This window comes from Albimonas marina, from assembly GCF_029223255.1.
Lineage (GTDB): Bacteria > Pseudomonadota > Alphaproteobacteria > Rhodobacterales > Rhodobacteraceae > Albimonas.
Genome location: NZ_JARHUC010000003.1, coordinates 18,210 through 35,905, shown reverse-complemented (window position 1 = coordinate 35,905; position 17,696 = coordinate 18,210). Strand labels below are relative to the sequence as shown.

The window sequence follows — 17,696 nt, the reverse complement described above, 5'->3', positions numbered from 1 at the left end:
CGGGGGCGCGGCGCCTCGCGTCTTGCGTCGGGGGGGCGGAACGTTCAACCATGCGGTTAATAAGGACCCGGGACGGCCCAACGCGGCCGCCGACGACTCGCCGGGCCGGGAGGAGATCGCCATGCCCACGCCCCTGCGCGACGCGCGCACCCAGATCATCAATCCGTTCGCCGGACGCGACGTCAACTGGCTGCTGGACTACCGCGCCGAGACCCGCGCCGCGCATCCCTTCCTGGTGTGGGAGCCCTTCGACGGCCCGCGCCGCACCTGGACCTACGCCCAGTTCCGCCACGACGTGCTGCGCGTCGCGGCCGGCCTGCACGCGCGCGGCGTGAAGGCGGGCGAGGCGGTGATCGTGCACCTCGACAACTCGCCGGAGATGGAGCTGTGCTGGTTCGCCTGCCAGCGCATCGGGGCGATCGTGGTGACGACCAACACCCGCTCCTCGGCCGACGAGCTGGAGTATTTCGCCGACAACTCGGGCGCCGTCGCGGCGATCACCCAGCCGGAGCTGGCGGAGCTGGTGGCGGGCGCCTGCAAGCACGTGCGCTGGGTGGCGGTGACCGAGCACCTGGTGGGCGGCGCGAAGGCCGAGGGGGCGCTGAAGCCGGCGCGCGAGGCCTCCTTCGCCGCGCTGATGGACGACCCGGCCGACCTGCCGGGGATCGCGCCCGATCCGTGGCGGCTGGGGTCCGTGCAGTACACGTCGGGCACGACCTCGCGGCCCAAGGGCGTGCTGTGGACCCATGGCAACGCGCTGTGGGGCGGGCGCTGCTCGGCCTTCAACGAGGGGCTGGGGCCGGACGACGTGCAGCTGGTGATGATGCCGACGTTCCACACCAACGCGCGCACCTACTCGATCCTGCCCAGCATGTGGGCGGGGGGCACGGTGGTGATGATGCCGAAGTTCTCGGCCTCGCGCTTCTGGGACGTGGTGCGGCGCAACGGGGTCACCTGGTGCTCGATGATCCCGTTCTTCCTCAAGGCCCTGCAGCAGCGGGGCGAGGTTCCCGCCCACACCATCCGCATGTTCGGCATGGCCGCGAACGAGACGCCCTTCGACCAGGTCTTCGGCGTGCGCTCGATGGGCTGGTGGGGGATGACCGAGACGATCTCCCACGGGATCGTGGGCGACTGCAAGCAGGCCAACAAGCCGATGACCACGGGCCGGCCGGGGCCGGGCTACGACATCCGCATCCTCGACGACGCGGGGCGGATGGTGAGCCCGGGCGAGACCGGGCACCTGCAGTGCCGCGGCTGGCAGGGCATCCAGCTGTTCCTGGAGTACCTGGGCAACCGCGAGGCGACCGAGGGCAGCTTCGTGGACGACGGCTGGTTCGTGACCGGCGACCGGGTGACGCTCGGCGAGGACGGCTGGATCACCTTCGCCGACCGCGACAAGGACATGCTGAAGGTGGGCGGCGAGAACGTCGCCGCGAGCGAGATCGAGCGGGTGATCGCGCTGGTCCCCGGCGTCTACGAGGGCGCGATCGTGGCCAAGAAGCACCCGATGCTGGACGAGGCGCCGGTGGCCTTCGTGATCCCCAGCCCGGGGATGGACGCGCAGGCGCGCTCCTCCCTGCCCTCGGCCGTGATCGCGGAGTGCCGGGCCAAGCTCGCCGACTTCAAGGTGCCCCACGAGGTGCACGTGGTCGACGAGATGCCCCGCTCGACGCTGGAGAAGGTCCACAAGGCCAAGCTGCGCGAGCGGCTGGCCGAGATGGCCCGGGAGACCGAGGCGGCGGGCTGAGCGCCCGGCGCCCATGACCTGAGGCGGCGGGACGACGTCCCGGCGCCCGCGAATCCGGGGCGGCGGGGCGATGGTCCGCCGCCCCACGGACGCCCCCCGCGACCGCAGCATTTGATCGACCCCCAGCGCCCGGCAGAAGGCGGAAGGGTCAGGGAGGAAGACCATGAACATCGCCGCCAAGAGCCTGGAGGCCGCCGAGGGCCGCAGCTTCGAGGACGCCGCCCATTTCGACGTGATGATCGTCGGGGCCGGGATCTCGGGCATCGACGCCGCCTATCACCTCCAGCAGGACCACCCCGAGCGCAGCTTCGCCATGCTGGAGCGGCAGGCGACCTTCGGGGGCACCTGGCGCACGCACACCTATCCCGGCATCCGCTCGGATTCGGATCTGCACACCTTCGGCTTCTCGTGGAAGCCGTGGAAGAAGAAGGCGATCGCCGAGGCGCCGCTGATCCTCGACTACCTCGACCAGGCGATGACCGAGCAGGACCTGCACCGGCACGTGCGCTACGGGCACGAGCTGCTGTCGGCGGACTGGGATTCGGACGCCGCCCGCTGGACCCTGCACGTGCGCCGGCTGGTGGACGGGCGCGAGATCGACGTCACCTGCAACTTCCTGTGGATGTGCCAGGGCTACTACGAGCACCGCGAGGGCTACACGCCCCAGTGGGAGGGGATGGAGGATTTCGAGGGGACCATCGTCCACCCCCAGACCTGGCCCGACGACCTCGACCTGACCGACAAGACCGTGGTGGTGATCGGCTCGGGCGCCACGGCGGCGACCCTGATCCCGGCGGTGGCGGGCAAGTGCCGGCATGCCACCATGCTCCAGCGCTCGCCGACCTGGTTCGCGCCGCGGCCAACCAACGACGAGTTCCAGCAGACGCTCGCCTCGCTGGAGCTGGACGACGACGTCTATCACGACATCATGCGCCGCCGCGTGCTGAAGATGCAGCAGGAGATCGTGCGCCGCAGCTTCGAGGAGCCCGAGGCGCTGGGCGAGGAGCTGCTGGCCGCGGCCCGCGCGCACCTGGGCCCGGACTATCCGCTGGAGCGGGACTTCAAGCCCTCCTACCGCCCGTGGCGCCAGCGCCTGGCGCTGATCCCCGACGGGGACATGTTCCAGGCGATCCGGCGGGGCGAGGCCTCGGTCGTGACGGCGAAGATCAAGCGGTTCGAGGCGAAGGGCATCCGGCTCGACGACGGCTCCCTGCTCGAGGCGGACGTGATCGTGACGGCGACGGGCTTCAACCTGCTGCCGCTGGGGGGCGCGGAGTTCCGCGTCGACGGCGAGACGGTGCGCCTGCCCGAGCAGTGGCTGCACAACGGCATCATGATCACGGGGTTGCCGAACCTCGCCTGGACCTTCGGCTACCTGCGCACCTCCTGGACCATGCGCGCGGACCTGGTGGCGGCCTTCGTGAGCCGGCTGCTGTCCCACATGGACGCGAAGGGCGTGCGCTCGGTCACCCCGGCCCTGCGCGAGGAGGACCGGCAGATGGAGCCGCGCCCCTGGATCGACCCCGAGAACTTCAACGCCGGCTACATCATGCGCGGCCATGCGCTGATGCCCCGTCAGGGCGACCGGGGGCCGTGGGTGAACACCCAGAACTACTACGAAGAGCGGGAGAGCCTTCCCGCCGCGGACCTGGAGGATGGAACGCTTGTCTACCGCTGATTACCCCCTGCCCAACGCCTCGACCGACCTGACGGGGAAGGTGGCGCTGGTCACCGGCGCCTCCTCGGGGCTGGGGCTCCGCTTCGCCAAGGTGCTGGCCTCGCAGGGCGCGAAGGTGGCGCTGTGCGCGCGCCGCACCGACCGGCTGGAGGCGCTGGCCGACGAGATCCGCGCCGCGGGCGGCCAGGCGCAGGCCTTCGCGCTGGACGTGACCGACGCCGAGCGGATCGAGGCGGTGGTAGGCGAGGTGGAGGCGGCGCTGGGCCCCGTCGACATCCTGGTCAACAACGCCGGCATCCCGGACGCCATGCGCGCCCACAAGATGCCGCTGGAGCTGGTGGACCGCCTGCTGGGCATCAACGTGCGCGCGCCGTGGCTGCTGTCCTGCGCCGTCGCGCGGCGCCTGATCGCGCTGGAGCGGACGGGGGGGCGGATCGTCAACATCTCGTCCGCCGCGGCCTTCAAGTATCGCGGCGAGGGGGCGGCTTTGTACGCCGTCTCCAAGACCGCCGTCGCCCGGATGACCGAGGCGCTGGCGACCGAGTGGGCCCGCTACGGCATCAACGTCAACGCCATCGCGCCGGGGGCCTTCGCCTCGGAGATGATGGACGGGATGCTGGAGCGGATGGGCGACATCACCCAGGGCTATCCCCGCAAGCGGCTGGGAGATCCGGCGCAGCTCGATTCCACGCTGCTGTTCCTGGTCTCGCCGGCCTCGGACTTCGTGACCGGCACGGTGGTGCGGGTCGACGACGTGCAGGCCGGGCGCTGAGGAGCAGGACGATGGACTACACCGCGATCACCGTCGAGAAGCGGGGCGCCGCCGACTGGCTGACCCTGAACCGGCCCGAGGCGCTGAACACGCTCAACGTCGCCATGGTGCAGGAGCTGGACCACTATTTCGGGAGCCTGCGCAACGACGCGAAGACCCGCGTGGTGGTCATGCGCGGCGCGGGGCGGGCGTTCTGCGCCGGCCTCGACATCAAGGAGCGCGAGCAACGCGGCAACATGGACGTGCCCTTCGGGGGCGGCTGGGACTTCCAGGGCTTCCTCGCCGAGGTCTACATCAAGATGCGCCGCTGCCCGCAGCCGATCGTCTCGCTGATCCAGGGCCCCTGCTGCGGGGGCGGCTTCGCCTTCGCGCTCGCCTCCGACATACGCATCGCGGGCGAGAGCGCCAAGATGAACTGCGCCTTCATCAAGATCGGCCTGTCGAGCTGCGACATGGGGGTCAGCTACTTCCTGCCCCGGCTGGTGGGGGGCTCGATCGCCTCGGAGCTGATGCTGACCGGCCGCTTCATCCATGCGCCGCGGGCGCTGGCGGTGGGGCTGGTCTCGGAGGTGGTGCCCGACGACCAGCTCGAGGCGGCGGCCCAGCCCTACGTGGACGAGATGCTCTATGCGTCTCCGACGGGCCTGCGGCTGACCAAGGAGGGGCTGACCATGGCGGTGGACGCCGGCTCGCTCGAGGCCGCGATGGCGGTGGAGAACCGCAACCAGACGCTCTGCGCCCGCTCGGAGGACTTCGCCGAGGGCCGCCGGGCGTTCCTGGAGAAGCGGCCGCCGCGCTGGGCGGCGGGGTGAGGCGGGGGTCCCGGGGAGGTTTTCCGATAGGGTCCTTGCAATCGCCGGCGGGATGGTCCATATCATGATGGCTATCGCTTGAAGCTTGATCGTCGACTGTCTCCCAAGGCTGCCGGTATTCTTGTTCTGACCGACCAGCCAGGGCGCGGCCTACTGCGCGCGCCAATCCTGACAGGAGACGTCCACATGGCCACCGGCACTGTGAAATGGTTCAATTCCACCAAGGGCTTCGGCTTCATCCAGCCCGATGATGGCGGGCGCGACGTGTTCCTGCACATCTCCGCCGTCGAGCGTGCGGGCCTCGCGGCCCCCGCGGACGGCCAGAAGGTGCAGTACGACGAGCAGTCCGGCCGCGACGGCCGCACCTCGGCCGAGCAGCTCAGCTACGTGTGATCCGCGGGGCCCGAGGGCCCTGGTGGATGGAAACGAGAAACCCCCGCGGTGCGAGCCGCGGGGGTTTCTTGCTTGGGGGGTAGGGCGGGGTCGCAAGCGGCGGATCTGCGGGCAGCCCCCTCCTAGCTAGCGAATAGACCATTTCTAGGCGACAAACTGAAGTTCGTGAAGAAGTGAGCAACGAGTTAGCTCGGGCAAGCTTGCGCGGCAGCGGAGCCGCTCACCCGAAGCAAAAATAACTTGGCGATCGATTTACTCCGGATGTCGGATAAATCGCAGACCGACACTGTAACCCATGCCCCTTGGAAGCCGAGCCTCTTCTTGAAGAGTGATGCGGCTAAAAAATGGGATCCGGAACTCACCATCGGCCCTAACCGCATCAATTATATGGAACTCGACTTTCCAATCACGCATCCCATCCCCAAATGCACTCTCAGCATCTAGCGCAACTCGTTCCCCAAACCTTTCGCGAATCTTGCCCACCGCAGCTTGTCTTGCCTGCGGAAACGTCTTCAATATCCTCGCAGAATTACTACCCTGTTTCAAAAAATGGCTTAGTACACTCGATTGGCGGGAGCTCTTCTTCACGTGCACGAGTCTCTTCCGGCCAATATCCAGAAGATCGCAGACTTCAAATTTTCCAAATGAGACATCAGGAACACTCACTATTTCCTGATCCAGACAAAGCTCACCATACACCTCAGCACAACGCCGATTATAGCTCAATTCACTTTCAAAACCTGTCCGCTTACCATCTTCACTGACAATCTTAATTATCACAAGAGGCTCTCGATCCCATTGCTCACAAACTTCAGCAAACAATCCATCGACATCTCGCTTGAAAGCCTCGTCAAGACGATACCACTCGCCCTCGCTTATGGCGAACAATCCGCCCTCATAAACGACAGAGCCAACGACAGACCTCTTTATTGGCCATGTCTTTTTTGACAAGGCATCATTACTGAACTCCGCTAGGACACCGTGCTTCTTTCGAATTTTCTCGACAGAGAGCTCCGCCAGATTACCGCCTAGACATTGGCGATAGTTCGACATAAGTAAATCTGAAAAGCGCCCTCTCACACCAATCCCAACAAAGCCAAAATAGACAATATCATCTTCAGACCACGCAGGCATGGATAACTCAAAATTATCTCTCCCCTCGATTACTGAATCCACTATCAGTTGATCAAGCGCATCGATTAAAGCACGATCTCCAACCGGTTTTATTTTGTCGATAATAGAAAAAGCGGTACCTTGGTATTGATCAGATCCAGCGAGGGTCAACGCCTCAGCAGCCGTTCCCGCCAATTCTGCAAGTGACATTTCCCGTGTAATTCGCAGCGACGTAGACCCAGCCAAGTTCGATGCGAATTCGCTATCCTCTACTTTTCCAGATACTCGTCGAACAAGATCCAGCGCCTCCTCCAATCCAAATGACTTCAAATCACGCTTGAACGCCGACTGCGAAACACCGCGTATAGCCTCACCCAAGTGATTGCGATCCACTCTGCGAACAGAGGAGTCGCTCAGCGCATTAATTGCAACTCGAAGCCCAAAATCACTTTCAATTTGCGATTCATCAATAAACTGCCAAGCATGAGCAAAACTTGTCACAAATATCCTACCCTCAGCCTCAAAAACAACAAGAGCGCTGGAGGACACATTGGACAAATCGCCCACCCCTTCAAATACTTGCTGGACATCATCCAGCCATTTAGGTCGAGACCGCCTCTCAGGAAACAGGAATAAGGTCGCCCCCTCTCCCAAATTTCCGTCTCTATGCTCCGATGCACGGCCGCCATCGAGACGAGACAAGGCGTTCTCAGTCAAAACCCCCCGGTGCTGCTGGACGGTTTGCTTGGCGAGATAAAGTGAGAACGTCTTTGTTTGCGGCATCACAATATTACCAAAAAACTTGCTTTGAGCGATACGCTCACATCCCCGACACCCGCCTGTCAACTAGAAGATGTGCTACGGCGCGACAGCACTTACGAACCGCTGAAAGTGCTGACGTTGATTGACCACCGGCACCTCTGCATGCTTCCAGTTTTGACATGCGCTTGCCCCCCACCCTCCTCCTCGCCGCCCCCGCCTCCGGCTCCGGCAAGACCCTGCTGACCCTCGGCCTGCTCCGCGCCTTCCGCGAGCGGGGGGTGCAGGTCGTGGGGGCGAAGTCGGGGCCCGATTACATCGATCCGCGGTTCCATCAGGCGGCGAGCGGGCGGGTCTCGGGGAACCTCGACGCCTGGGCGATGGGGGAGGCGGATCTCAGGGCCAGGGCGGGGGCGGCCGTGGCGGGGCTCGACGCGCCGCTCCTCATCGTCGAGGGCGCGATGGGGGCGCTGGACGGGGCGCCGCCGGAGGGGCGCGGCTCGGCCGCGGATCTCGCCGCCGCGCTCGGCGCGCCCGTGGCGATGGTGGTGGACGCGGGGCGCATGGCGGGCTCGGCCGCGCTCGCCCCCGCGGGGCTGCGGGCGCTGCGGCCGGACCTGACGCTCGCCGGCGTGATCCTCAACCGGGTGGGCTCGCCCCGCCACGCGGCCGCGGCGCGCGGCGCGCTGGAGGCGGCGGGGATCGCCTGCTTCGGCGCCCTGCCCCGGATGGAGACGCTGGCCCTGCCCTCGCGCCACCTCGGGCTGGTGCAGGCGCAGGAGCACCCGGAGCTGGAGCGCTTCGTGGCCGCGGCGGCGCAGGCGGTGGCGGCGCACCTGGACCTGGACGCGCTGGCGGCGGCGGCGGGGCCGCTGCGGGCGGCGGAGGGGGGGCCGCGGCGGCTGGCCCCTCCGGGCGCGCGGGTGGCGATGGCCGAGGACGCGGCCTTCGCCTTCGCCTACCCCCACATGCTCGAGGACTGGCGCGCGCAGGGGGCCGAGATCGCGCCCTTCTCGCCGCTGGCCGACGAGGCGCCGGACGCGGCGGCGGACGCGGTGTTCCTGCCCGGCGGCTACCCGGAGCTGCACGCGGGCCGGCTGGCCGCCGCGACGCGGTTCCTGGACGGGCTGCGGGCGGCGGCGGCGCGGGGGGCTGCGGTCTACGGCGAGTGCGGGGGCTTCATGGCGCTGGGCGAGGGGCTGGTGGATGCGGACGGCGCGCGCCACGCGATGGCGGGGCTGCTGCCGCTGGTCACCTCCTTCGCCGTGCGGCGCATGACGCTGGGCTACCGGGAGCTGAGCCCGCGGGCGGGGGCCCTCTGGCCCGGGCCGCTGAAGGCGCACGAGTTCCACTACGCCACCATCGTCGAGGAGGGCGCGGCCGAGCGGCTGTTCGACGCGACCGACGCGGCCGGGGCGCCCCTGGCCCCCATGGGTCTGCGGCGGGGGCGGGTGATGGGCAGCTACGCCCATGTGATCGCACCGGGATGATCGCGCCGGGATGATCGCGCCGGGGCGAGCGCCCGGGAGCGAGCCTCTAGAAAGTGCCTCTCGAACGACCCCCCGGGGCGCGCGCGTCGCGCATGGCCCCTCGTGCGTCGGGCGCGCGCTTGCCCGGGGGGGCGGGCGCTGGTAGGACCGCGGACCAGACGACGCCGCGAGGCTGACCGGAAGGCTCCCACCCGCCGACCCAGACCGGGGGCGAAGGGGGGCCGTCGTCGGGACGGGGGAAGCCGAGGGCGCTCCCCCCTTTCGGTCTTGCGCGCGTCGGGCCCAGGCAGGCGAGAGGACGCGCGATGACCCAGACCCCCACCCAGGACGCTCCGGTCCTTCGGGACGCTCCGACCGCGGGAGCGGCCGAGAAGATCGGCGTGATGATCTGCGGACATGGCTCGCGCTCGCAGCGGGCGGTGGACGAGTTCGCGGTGCTGGCCGAGAAGCTGCCCGCGCTGCTGCCGCCGGAGTGGGAGGTGGAGCACGGGTACCTGGAGTTCGCCAACCCGGTGCTGCGCGACGGGCTGGACAAGCTGCGCGAGAAGGGCTGCACGCGGATCCTGGCGGTGCCGGGGATGCTGTTCGCGGCGATGCACGCGAAGAACGACATCCCCTCGGTGCTGAACACCTATGCCGCGACGCACGGGATCCGGGTGGATTACGGGCGCGAGTTGGGGGTGGACCCGCGGATGGTGCGCGCCGCCTCCGAGCGGATCGAGGCCGCGATCGCCGAGGCGGACGCCCAGGACGGCCCGGTGCCGCGGCACGAGACGCTGCTGGTGGTGATCGGGCGCGGGGCGTCCGACCCCGACGCGAACGGAAATGTGTCGAAGATCGCGCGGCTCTTGTGGGAGGGGATGGGCTTCGGCTGGTGCGAGGTCGGCTATTCCGGCGTGACCTTCCCGCTGGTGGAGCCGGCGCTGGAGCATGCGGCGAAGCTGGGCTACCGGCGGGTGGTGGTGTTCCCTTACTTCCTGTTCACCGGCGTGCTGATCGACCGGATCTACGGATTCACCGACATGGTGGCCGAGGCGCATCCCGACATCCGCTTCGTGAAGGCCGGCTATCTCAACGACCATCCCCAGGTGCTGGCGACCTTCGCCGAGCGGGTGACCGAGATCCTGGGCGGCCCGCCGGCGATGAACTGCTCGATGTGCAAGTATCGCGCGCAGGTGCTGGGCTTCGAGGCCGAGGTCGGCGCGCCGCAGGAGAGCCACCACCACCATGTCGAGGGCCAGGGCGCCTCGGCGCCGGGGTCCAACGTGGCGGACTGCAAGCTGTGCGACGACTTCTGCACCGGGGCCTGCCGGCTGGACCTGGGGCATGGCCATTCGCATGACCATGGCCACGGGCACGGGCAGTCGCACGATCATGACCACGGGCATGACCATGCGCACGGGCATTCCCACGATCACGGGCATTCCCACGGCCATCACCACCACGGCCACGATCACGACCACCACCACCCGCCCTATCCCCATGCGGACCACCCGCTGGGGCCGGAGAGCGTGAGAAAGCACCTCAAGGACCGCTCGTGAGCGGGTGGGAGCGCGATCCCGCCCGGATCTACGCCCAGAGCTTCGCGACCGCCCGCGCCGAGTGCGACCTGAGCGGGATGTCCCCCGCCATGCAGGAGCTCGCCCTGCGCGTGGTGCATTCCTGCGGGATGCCCGAGGCGGCCGCGGCGCTGGTCTTTTCCGAGGGCGCGGCGGAGGCGGGGATCGCGGCGCTGGAGGCCGGGGCCCCGGTCGTCTGCGACGCGGGCATGGTCGCGCAGGGGGTGATCCGGCGGGGGCGCTGCGCGGGGGCGGAGGTGATCTCGGCCCTCGACCACCCCGGCTGCGCCGAGGAGGCGCGGCGGCAGGCCACCACCCGCTCGGCCGCGGCGATGGACCTGGCGGCGCCCCGGCTGGGCGGCGCGGTGGTGGCGATCGGCAACGCGCCGACCGCGCTCTTCCGCCTGCTGGAGCTGCTGGACGCGGGCGCGCCGCGCCCGGCGCTGATCCTGGGCTTCCCGGTGGGCTTCGTGGGGGCGGCGGAATCGAAGGCCGCGCTGGCGGCGGATCCGCGCGGCGTGCCCTTCGTCGCGGTGCGCGGGCGCATCGGCGGTTCGGCCATGGCGGCGGCGGCGGTGAACGCGCTGTCGCTGGGCTTGCGCGGCGACGGGCTGGCGATCAGCTTGCCGGCGGACGAACCGGCGGGAGAGAGCGCATGAGCGAGCTATGGCTTCAGATCGTGGGGCTGGGCGCCGACGGGCTGGAGGGGCTGCGCCCCGCCGCCCGCGCGGCGGTCGAGAGCGCGGAGGTGATCTTCGGCGCCGACCGCCACCACCAGCTGACCCTCGAGGTCGAGGCCGAGCGGGTGGCCTGGCCCTCGCCCTTCGATCACCTGCTCAACCGGCTGGAGGCGTATCGCGGCCGCCGCGTGGCGGTGCTGGTCTCGGGCGATCCGCTGTGGCGCTCGGCCGGCTCGCGCATCGCCGCGGCCTTCCCCGAGGCGGTGGTGCACCCGCATGTCTCGGCCTACCAGCTCGCGGCGGCGCGGATGCTGTGGCCGCTGAACGGCTGCGAGACGCCGACGCTGCATGGCCGGGGGCCGGAGCGCTCCGTCGCCGCGCTGCGCGGCTTCGTGCAGCCTGGCGCGCGGCTGCTGGCGCTGGCGGCGGACGGGGATTCGGCGCGCGAGGTCGGCGCGGCCCTGACCGGCTGGGGCTATGGGTCGAGCCCGGTGCGCGCGATGTGGGATCTCGATGCCGAGAGCGAGGGCTGGCAGGAGGCGCCGGCCTCGGCCTGGGCCTCGGGCCGGATCCCGCGGCCGGGGGACCTGTGCACGCTGGCGATCGAGTGCCGGGCCGATGCGGGCGCGCCGCTGGTCCCGCCGGTTCCGGGGCTGGCGGACGATCTGTTCGAGCATGACGGGGTGATGACCAAGCGCGAGGTGCGCGCCGCCACCCTGGCGCGGCTGGCGCCGCTGCCGGGGCAGCTCCTGTGGGACGTGGGCTGCGGCTGCGGCTCGGTCGCGATCGAGTGGATGCGGGCGGCGAAGGGCGCGAAGGCCATCGGGCTGGAGCCCCGCGCCGACCGTCGCGCGATGGCCGCGGCGAACGCCCAGGCGCTGGGCGCGCCGGGGCTGGTGCTGAAGGAGGGCTCGGCGCCCGGGGGGCTGGCGGGGCTGCCGGCACCGGATGCGGTGTTCCTGGGCGGCGGCCTCTCCGAGGCCTCGGCCGAGGCGGCGTGGTGGGCGCTGGCGCCCGGCGGGCGGCTGGTGGCGAACGCGGTGACGCTGGAGTCCGAGGGGCTGCTCGCCCGCCTGCTGACCCGCTTCGGGGGCGAGCTGACCCGGATCCGGATCGAGCGGGCCTCGCCGGTGGGCAAGAGCGCGCGGCTGGCCTGGCGGCCGGCGATGACCGTGACCCAGTGGAGCGCGCGCAAGTGAGCGGCGTGCTGCATGGCGTGGGCGTGGGCCCGGGCGATCCGGAGCTGATGACGCTGCGCGCGCACCGGCTGATCTCGGGGGCGTCCGTGATCGCATATCCGGCGCCCGACCATGGCGAGAGCTTCGCGCGCTCCATCGCGGCGTCTGCGATCCCCGAGGGCGCGGAGGAGATCCCCATCGTGATCCCGATGCGGGCGGAGCGGTTCCCGGCGCAGGCGGTCTACGACGCGGCCGCCGCGGTGCTGGCGGATCGGCTGCGTTCGGGGCGCGATGTGGTGGTGCTGTGCGAGGGGGACCCGTTCTTCTACGGCAGCTTCATGTACCTGTTCGGGCGGCTCTCCGGAGAATTCGCCTGCGAGATCACGCCGGGCGTGAGCTCCCTGGCCGCCTCCGCCGCGGCGGCGGCGCGGCCGCTCTGCGCGCGCAACGAGACGCTGAGCGTGCTGCCGGGCACCCTGCCCGAGGAGGAGCTCGCCGCCCGGCTCGCCGCCGGCGGGGCCTTCGCGATCCTGAAGGTGGGCCGGCGGCTGGGCCGGCTGCGCGCGGCGCTGGAGGCGGCGGGCCGGGCCGAGGGCGCGGTCTACGTGGGCCACGCCTCGCTGGGCCGCCAGGTGGTGCTGCCGCTGGCCGAGGCGCCGGAGGCGGCGCCCTATTTCTCGATGATCCTGGCGCCGGGGAGCGATCCCCATGTGGGGTGACGCCTCTCCGCCCGCCTGCCCGCGCACTCCGGGCCAGACCCGGGGCCTCCCGCTTCCGGCCGTCCGGCGCCCTGCCCTTCCCCTCCGACCTGAGGACCAGACCCTATGAGCGACACGCCTGTCTTCGTGGCCCTGACCGACGCGGGCGAGGCGCTGGCGGCGCGGGCGCTGGGCGCGCTGGCCCCCAGCGCGGACCCGGCCGCGAACGTCGTGCGCTGCGGCCCCGGCGCCGCGCCGGCGGCCGAGACGCTGCGCGCGGTCTTCGCCTCGGGCCGGCCGCTGGTGGGGGTGATGGCCGCGGGGATCCTGGTGCGGGCGCTGGCCCCGATGCTGGGCGACAAGCGCGCCGAGCCCGCGGTGGTGGCGCTGGCCGAGGACGGCTCGGCCGCCGTGCCGCTGCTGGGCGGGCATCGCGGGGCCAACGACCTGGCGCGGCGCCTGGGCGCGGCGCTGGGGGGCGTGGCGGCGGTGACCACCGCCGGCGACGTCTCGCTGGGCGTCGCGCTGGATGCGCCGCCGCAGGGGTGGCGGCTGGAGAACCCCCTCGACGCCAAGGCGGCGATGGCGGGGCTGCTGGCGGGACGCCCGGCGCGGCTGTCGGGCGAGGCCGGATGGCTGGCGCCGCTGGCGGGCCGGGTGCTCGCCGAGCCCGCGGCCGAGGACGCGCCGGTGGTGCTGACGGTCGAGGGCTGCGAGCCGCTGGTCTATCGCCGCGCCCGACTGGTGCTGGGCGTGGGCTGCGCGCGGTTCTGCCCGCCGGACGAGATGATCGGGCTGGTCCGCAAGACCCTGGCCGAGACCGGCTTCGCGGCGGCGGAGGTCGCGGAGATCCGCTCGATCGACCTCAAGTCCGACGAGGCCGCCATCCGGGCGCTGGCCGAGGACCTGGGCGTGCCCGCCCGGTTCCACGCGGCCGCGGAGCTGGAGGCGCTGACGCCCCGGCTCGCCAACCCCTCGGACGTGGTCTTCGCGGAGGTGGGCTGCCACGGGGTGGCCGAGGCCTCGGCGCTGGCGGGCGCAGGCGAGGCGGCGGTGCTGGCGATCGCCAAGGTGAAGTCGGCCAGCGCCACCGTCGCCGCGGCGCTGCGCGCGGGCGAGGGCGCGCCGGGGCGCCGGCGCGGGCAGCTCTCGGTCGTGGGCATCGGGCCGGGGGCCTCGGACTGGCGCACGCCCGAGGCCTCGCGCCTGATCGCCGAGGCCGAGGAGGTGGTGGGCTACAACCTCTACATCGACCTGCTGGGGCCGCTCGCCGCCGGCAAGCCGCGCGCGGATTTCGCGCTGGGCGAGGAGGAGGCCCGCTGCCGCCACGCGCTGGAGCGCGCGGGCGAAGGGCGCGACGTGGCGCTGGTGTGCTCGGGCGACGCGGGCATCTACGCGATGGGCGCGCTGGTGATGGAGCTGCTGGACCGGCCGGAGACGCGGGGCGGCGTCTCGGCCGCCGCGCGGCGGGTGGAGATCGTGGCGGCGCCGGGGATCTCGGCCCTGCAGGCGGCCTCGGCGCGGGTCGGCGCGGTGATCGGCCACGACTTCTGCGCGGTGTCGCTGTCGGACCTGCTGACCCCGCGCGAGGACGTGCTGAAGCGCCTGCGGGCGGCGGCGGCGGGGGACTTCGTGACCGCGCTCTACAACCCCGTCTCGCGCCGCCGGCGCGAGCTGCTGGACGCCTGCCGGGAGATCATGCTCGAGCATCGCCCCGCCGACACGCCGGTGCTGCTGGCCCACAGCCTCGGGCGGCCGGAGGAGCGGCTGGAGCTGCGCACTCTGGGCGCCCTGCGCACGGACGAGGTGGACATGCTGACCGTGGTGCTGATCGGCGCCTCGCGCAGCCGCGCCTTCCGCTCGGGCGACGGAGGCGCGGGGGCGACGGATGCGGCGGGGACCGGCGGCTGGCGGATCTACACGCCGCGCGGCTACGCCAAGCGCATCGACGCGCCGGCGACGCCCGCCGACGCCGCGCCCGAGCTGGAGAAGGGAGAGGTCTCGTGACCGTCTATTTCATCGGGGCCGGGCCCGGAGACCCGGAGCTGATCACGGTGAAGGGCGCGCGGCTGATCGCCTCGTGCCCGGTGTGCCTCTACGCCGGCTCGCTGGTGCCGCCGCAGGTGATCGAGGGAGCGCCCGAGGGCGCGCGCATCCTCGACACCGCGCCGATGACGCTCGACGAGATCCTGGCGGAGATCGAGGCGGCCCATGCCGCCGGGCTGGACGTCGCGCGGGTGCACTCGGGCGACCCCTCGCTCTACGGCGCCATCGCCGAGCAGATCCGGCGTCTGGATGCCAAGGGCATCGACTGGCAGGTGATCCCCGGCGTGCCGGCCTTCGCCGCGGCGGCCGCGGCGATGGGCAAGGAGCTGACCCTGCCCGAGATCGCCCAGACGGTGATCGTGACACGCACCGCGGGCAAGGCCTCGGCCATGCCGGAGGGCGAGGACCTCGACACGCTCGGCCGCTCGAAGGCGACGCTGGCGCTGCACCTGTCGATCCGAAACCTGCGCGAGATCGAGCGGCGGCTGATCCCGCACTACGGCGAGGATTGCCCGGTGGCGGTGGCCTACCGGGTGGGCTGGCCGGACCAGGCGTTCCTCTACGGGACGCTGGGCGACATCCGGGAGAAGGTGCGCAAGGCCAAGCTGACCCGCACGGCGCTGATCTTCGTGGGGCGCGTGCTGGGCGACGAGGACTTCCGCGACAGCGCCCTCTACGACGGGGCGCATCCCCACGTGCTGCGGCCGAAGCGCCGGGTGGCGGAGGCCTGAGGGGGGAGCGGTCTACGGGCGCCCTGCGGGCGGGCTTGGGCCTTTGGGGTCGCGTGCGCCCGGAGGGGCGGGCGTGGCTGCGGGGGCGGACTTGGCTGCCTCCGGCGGGCTCTTGACTCACCAAAGAACAGGGCCGCGCCTGTTCTCCGGAGCCGTCTCTCGCTGATGGATGCCTGAGCGAGTCGGGGGGAGGGGTCAAGGACAAGCCCCGCGCAGAGCGCGGGGTCGCTTCGCGATCCCTGACCCCTCCCCCCGACTCGCTCTCTACGGCATCCGCGAGAGACGGCTCCGGAGAACAGGCGCTTTGCGGCCCGGTGCGGGCGTCACGCCGGGGCGTCCGGTCTGCGGGTTGGGAGACGGGGGCCACGGGAGATGGGGGTGGGGCGCGCCGCGGGCGGGGGGCTGCGACCGGCGCGACGGGGGACGCGGCGCTTGGCGGGGCGGCGGCAGGCGCGTTGGCGCGGGGGCTGCGCGGTGATAGTCCTGCCGGCAAGCAAGCGCACAGCCGGAGGATCCCGATGAAAACCGCAGCCGACGCCTGGTCCCTGTTCAAGCCCGGCGACCGCGTCGCCCTGCATGGCGCAGGCGGAGAGCCGCGGGGCGCGCTCGCCGCGCTGGAGGCGGACCCCGAGCTCGGCCGCGGTCTCGAATTCGTCGGCATCTGGCTGCCGGGGATCAACGACATCGACCCCTCCGCGATCGCCCCCGACAGCACCGCCGAGGTCATCTTCATCAACCCGCCCCTGCGCCAGGGCTGGGAAGCGGGCCGGGTGAAGCTGCAGCCGATCAACTACTGGCACTCGGAGAAATGGATCTCCAGCCATGCGCGGCTGGACGGCGCGATCCTGCAGGTCTCGCCGCCCCGTGACGGGGTCGTCACCGCCGGCATCGCCTGCGACTTCGACCAGGCGCTGCTGCGCGGCGCGAAGACCGTGGTGGGGGAGGTGAACCCCAACATGCCCACCCCGCCCCACGCGCCGAAGATCCCGGTCGAGCGCTTCGCGATGCTGACCGAAGCGCACACCGAGCTGCCGAGCTACTCCGCCGGCTCGCTGCCCCCGGACCTCAAGGCCATCGCCGCCCGGATCGCGGCGATGATCGAGCCGGACGACACCGTGCAGGTGGGCGTGGGCAAGGCGGCCTCGGCCCTGATGGAGGCGCTGGTCGACCACCGGGGGCTGAACTATCACGCCGGCCTGATCATCGAGGAGTTCGCGCCCCTGCTCGAGGCGGGGGTGTTCTCGGGAAACATCACCACGGGGACCATCATCGGCTCGCGCGATCTCTACGACCGGGTGGCCGAGGATCCGCGGATCCGGTTCAAGGGCGTCGACTTCACCCACCATCCCGGCGTGATCGCGGCGATCCCGCGGTTCGTCTCAGTCAATTCGGCGCTCTCGGTGGACCTGTTCGGGCAGGCGACGCAGGAGTGGCTGGGCGGCCGGCAGATCTCGGGCCAGGGCGGCGCGGGGGATTTCGCGCGCGCGGCGCGGGCCTCGGACGGGGGGCGGCACGTGATCGCGATGCCGGCCACCGCCCGGCGCGGGAGCGAGAGCCGGATCCGGCTGCGGCTGGAGCCCGACGGGCTGGTCACCCTGCCCCGGGTGGACGCGGAGATCGTGGTGACCGAGTTCGGCGTGGCGGACCTGCGCTGGAAGGACGTCGATGCGCGCGCGGCGGCGTTGATCGCGGTGGCGGCGCCGGAGTTCCGCGACGGGCTCGCGAACGCGTGGGACGAGATGCGCCGGACGATGTGACGGGAGCGGGGGGCGGGGGCGCCCTGCGGGCGGGCTTGGGCCTGCGGGGTCGGGCGCGCCTGGAGGGGCGGGCCTGGCTGCCTCCGGCGGGCTCCTGACTCACCAAAGAACAGGGCCGCGCCTGTTCTCCGGAGCCGTCTCCCGCTGATGGATGCCTGAGCGACTCGGCCCCCGGGGTCAAGGACGAGCCGGCTTCGCCGGTCGCTGCGCGATCCTTGACCCCGGGGGCCGAGTCGCTCTTTCCGGCATCCGCGAGAGACGGCTCCGGAGAACAGGCGCT

General features: G+C 71.1%; 14 protein-coding genes. 13 read left to right on the top strand and 1 reads right to left on the bottom strand.

The window, feature by feature from the left end:
- The first annotated feature begins 121 nt into the window (after nucleotides 1-121).
- From P2H44_RS07775 to P2H44_RS07755, 5 genes are all read left to right on the top strand, one after another.
- A complete protein-coding gene (locus P2H44_RS07775) occupies nucleotides 122-1,750 on the top strand; it encodes an AMP-binding protein (protein WP_275762923.1) in 1,629 nt (542 codons plus the stop codon).
- 163 nt (nucleotides 1,751-1,913) lie between these two features.
- Nucleotides 1,914-3,428 carry a flavin-containing monooxygenase gene (locus P2H44_RS07770; protein ID WP_275762922.1) on the top strand — a complete coding sequence of 505 codons (1,515 nt, stop codon included), beginning with the start codon at nucleotides 1,914-1,916 and terminating at the stop codon, nucleotides 3,426-3,428.
- On the top strand, nucleotides 3,415-4,200 hold the full coding sequence (locus tag P2H44_RS07765; protein WP_275762921.1) for an SDR family NAD(P)-dependent oxidoreductase: 786 nt from the start codon (nucleotides 3,415-3,417) through the stop codon (nucleotides 4,198-4,200). Before P2H44_RS07770 ends, P2H44_RS07765 begins: the two co-directional genes overlap by 14 nt.
- Nucleotides 4,201-4,211: 11 nt before the next feature.
- Nucleotides 4,212-5,012: an enoyl-CoA hydratase/isomerase family protein gene (locus P2H44_RS07760; RefSeq protein WP_275762920.1), complete on the top strand. Its 801-nt coding sequence runs from the start codon at nucleotides 4,212-4,214 to the stop codon at nucleotides 5,010-5,012.
- 186 nt (nucleotides 5,013-5,198) lie between these two features.
- The gene (locus tag P2H44_RS07755; RefSeq protein ID WP_275762919.1) at nucleotides 5,199-5,405 is read left to right on the top strand and encodes a cold-shock protein; all 207 of its coding nucleotides are present in this window, start codon (nucleotides 5,199-5,201) and stop codon (nucleotides 5,403-5,405) included.
- Nucleotides 5,406-5,657: 252 nt separating this feature from the next.
- Here the strand turns inward: P2H44_RS07755 and P2H44_RS07750 are convergent, their stop codons facing one another.
- Complete coding sequence (locus tag P2H44_RS07750) at nucleotides 5,658-7,301, bottom strand: DUF6119 family protein (protein ID WP_275762918.1); 1,644 nt, start codon at nucleotides 7,299-7,301, stop codon at nucleotides 5,658-5,660.
- A 164-nt stretch (nucleotides 7,302-7,465) separates the two neighbouring features.
- Between P2H44_RS07750 and P2H44_RS07745 the strand changes: the two genes are divergently transcribed.
- The 8 genes from P2H44_RS07745 (at nucleotide 7,466) to P2H44_RS07710 (ending at nucleotide 17,416) form a co-directional block, all read left to right on the top strand.
- Nucleotides 7,466-8,767, top strand: a complete 1,302-nt coding sequence (locus P2H44_RS07745; protein ID WP_462976271.1) for a cobyrinate a,c-diamide synthase — start codon at nucleotides 7,466-7,468, stop codon at nucleotides 8,765-8,767.
- A 383-nt stretch (nucleotides 8,768-9,150) separates the two neighbouring features.
- Nucleotides 9,151-10,308 carry a sirohydrochlorin chelatase gene (locus P2H44_RS07740; protein ID WP_275763658.1) on the top strand — a complete coding sequence of 386 codons (1,158 nt, stop codon included), beginning with the start codon at nucleotides 9,151-9,153 and terminating at the stop codon, nucleotides 10,306-10,308.
- The gene (locus P2H44_RS07735; protein ID WP_275762916.1) at nucleotides 10,305-10,985 is read left to right on the top strand and encodes a precorrin-8X methylmutase; all 681 of its coding nucleotides are present in this window, start codon (nucleotides 10,305-10,307) and stop codon (nucleotides 10,983-10,985) included. The genes P2H44_RS07740 and P2H44_RS07735 overlap by 4 nt, the downstream gene beginning before the upstream one ends.
- Nucleotides 10,982-12,205, top strand: coding sequence for a precorrin-6Y C5,15-methyltransferase (decarboxylating) subunit CbiT (gene cbiT, locus P2H44_RS07730; protein ID WP_275762915.1), 1,224 nt, complete (start codon nucleotides 10,982-10,984; stop codon nucleotides 12,203-12,205). The genes P2H44_RS07735 and cbiT overlap by 4 nt, the downstream gene beginning before the upstream one ends.
- Nucleotides 12,202-12,903 carry a precorrin-2 C(20)-methyltransferase gene (gene cobI / locus P2H44_RS07725; RefSeq protein WP_275762914.1) on the top strand — a complete coding sequence of 234 codons (702 nt, stop codon included), beginning with the start codon at nucleotides 12,202-12,204 and terminating at the stop codon, nucleotides 12,901-12,903. The genes cbiT and cobI overlap by 4 nt, the downstream gene beginning before the upstream one ends.
- A 105-nt stretch (nucleotides 12,904-13,008) precedes the next feature.
- On the top strand, nucleotides 13,009-14,889 hold the full coding sequence (gene cobJ, locus P2H44_RS07720; protein WP_275762913.1) for a precorrin-3B C(17)-methyltransferase: 1,881 nt from the start codon (nucleotides 13,009-13,011) through the stop codon (nucleotides 14,887-14,889).
- Nucleotides 14,886-15,659: a precorrin-4 C(11)-methyltransferase gene (gene cobM, locus P2H44_RS07715; RefSeq protein ID WP_275762912.1), complete on the top strand. Its 774-nt coding sequence runs from the start codon at nucleotides 14,886-14,888 to the stop codon at nucleotides 15,657-15,659. Before cobJ ends, cobM begins: the two co-directional genes overlap by 4 nt.
- 518 nt (nucleotides 15,660-16,177) lie before the next feature.
- Complete coding sequence (locus P2H44_RS07710; RefSeq protein ID WP_275762911.1) at nucleotides 16,178-17,416, top strand: acetyl-CoA hydrolase/transferase C-terminal domain-containing protein; 1,239 nt, start codon at nucleotides 16,178-16,180, stop codon at nucleotides 17,414-17,416.
- The last annotated feature ends 280 nt before the right edge of the window (nucleotides 17,417-17,696 follow it).